Raw genomic sequence first — 2,102 nt, 5'->3', positions numbered from 1 at the left:
GCGGCGCCGTGTTCCCGAACGGCACCGGCTGGATCTACGTGTCGAACTCCGAGGTGTCGGCCGGTGCGGGTGGCGGCGCCTCACGACTCGTTTTCAACTCCAGCGGCGCCGTGGTCGGGGCGTCGCGGATCCTCTCCGGCACCAACAACAACTGCGCCGGTGGCAAGACGCCCTGGAACACCTGGCTCTCCTGCGAGGAGGTGTCCCTGGGCCGGGTCTTCGAGACGTACCCCCTCGGCGGGACCGCGGTGGCGCGTCCCGCGCTGGGCCGGTTCAAGCACGAGGCGGCCGCGGCCGACCCGGTCCGCCGGGTCGTCTACCTGACCGAGGACGAGACCGACGGCAAGTTCTACCGCTTCGTGCCGGCCACCTGGGGCGACCTGTCCGCCGGAACCCTCCAGGTCCTCCGCGCCGGTACGGCCACCTCCGGCACGTTCACCTGGGCCACGGTGCCCGACCCGGACGGCTCGCCCACCCCGACCCGGCAGCAGGTGTCCGGCGCGAAGACGTTCAACGGTGGCGAGGGCTGTCACTACGCGGACGACACCGTCTGGTTCACCACGAAGGGCGACAACCGCGTGTGGCAGGTCAACCTGGCGGCCGGCACGTACGAGCTCGCCTACGACGACAACCTGGTCAGTCCGGGCACCCCTCCGCTGACCGGCGTCGACAACATCACCGGGTCCACTGCAGGTGACCTCTACGTCGCCGAGGACGGCGGCAACATGGAGATCTGCATGATCACGCCGGACGACAAGATCTCGGTCTTCCTGCGGATCACCGGACAGAGCGGTTCGGAGATCACCGGGCCGGCGTTCACCCCGGCGGGGGACCGGCTGTACTTCTCCTCGCAACGCGGCACGACCGGCTCGTCGTCCGGCGGCATCACCTACTGCGTCACCGGTCCGTTCCGCCGTTGACCGGCTCCCGGTCCCGCCGACAGTGACCACACGGTGAGGGACGCCCGGTCCTCACCGGGCGTCCTTCACCGGCGTGCTCCACGCGGACGCGCCGGGACGACGGCCTCTCGACGTCGGGGTGTGAAACCGCCGATTCCGCCGGCCGTCACGGCACGTGGCCGGTTCCTGGCGCATTGACATCGGCGCACCGGCCACAGCAGACTGTCGCGACAACTGAACCACCGCGTGTACGTGCGGGGGAAGACCGGTCGAAATCCGGCGCTGGCCCGCAACGGTAGGCCGCCCAGGGAACTCTGCGGCGGCGAGCCCGAATACCCGTCGTACGCGTGCATCCGCTCCCCACCCGTCGTGGCCCACGGGTCGGAGTCCCGGACGACCCCGCGTACTGCGGTCGTCCGGGCTTTCGACGACCGCCGGGCCGGAAAGGCGCTTCCGATGGTCGTCCGCCGAAGCCGGCACCGCCTGCTCGCGCTCCTCTGCGGCGTACTCGCCGCCCTCACCCTCACCACACCGGCCGTCGCCGCCCCCGGGCGCGCCGCCCTCACCCGCCCGGAGGCCGCCGCCGGCTGGCTCGCCCGGCAACTCGTCGACGGCGAACGCTTCGAGGCGGTCTTCGACGGTGTCGCCTACCCCGACCAGGGGCTGACCCTCGACGCCGTGTTCGCCTTCGCCGCCGCCGGCGTGGCCGACGACCACGGCGCCGGCGCGCTGGCCTGGGTCACCCGGCCGGACATCCGCGACGGCTATCTCGGCGACGGCGTCTCCGAGGCGTACGCGGGCGCGACCGCCAAGCTCGCCCTCGCCGTGCAGGTGCGCGGCGGCGACCCGGCCGACGTCGGCGGGGTGGACCTGATCGCCCGGCTGCGTTCGCTCCAGACGCCGGCCGGCCGGTTCAGCGACCGGTCCGCGTATGGCGACTACAGCAACGCGTTCAGCCAGTCCTTCGCGCTGCTGGCGCTGGACCGTACGGCGGCCGGGGCGCCTCCGGCGGCGGCCGCCTGGCTGGCCGGCACCCGATGCCCGGACGGCGGCTACCCGCTGCTGCCCGCCCAACCGGTCTGCACGTCCGACGTGGACGCCACCGCGCTCGTGACGCAGGCGCTGCGCGCCGCGGACCGTCCGGCCGACGCCGCCGCCGGGCTGCGCTGGCTGGTGTCCGTTCAGCGTGCCGACGGCGGCTTC

2 protein-coding genes and 1 riboswitch are annotated in these 2,102 nt (G+C 73.1%); both genes read left to right on the top strand.

The features are described from left to right. The coding region (locus tag KBX39_RS29690; protein ID WP_210873700.1) for an alkaline phosphatase PhoX at window positions 1-920 on the top strand (920 nt) is incomplete at its 5' end. Window positions 921-1,121: 201 nt separating this feature from the next. Continuing rightward, window positions 1,122-1,258: riboswitch (cobalamin riboswitch) on the top strand. 97 nt (window positions 1,259-1,355) lie between these two features. Further along, window positions 1,356-2,102: peptidase (locus KBX39_RS29685; protein ID WP_210873698.1), on the top strand; the 747-nt coding region annotated here is incomplete at its 3' end.

It is taken from the genome of Micromonospora sp. D75 (assembly GCF_018070405.1).
GTDB classification, from domain to species: Bacteria; Actinomycetota; Actinomycetes; order Mycobacteriales; family Micromonosporaceae; genus Micromonospora; species Micromonospora chalcea.
Note: the sequence above shows the minus strand (reverse complement) of the source record. Positions and strands in the feature narration are given on the sequence as shown.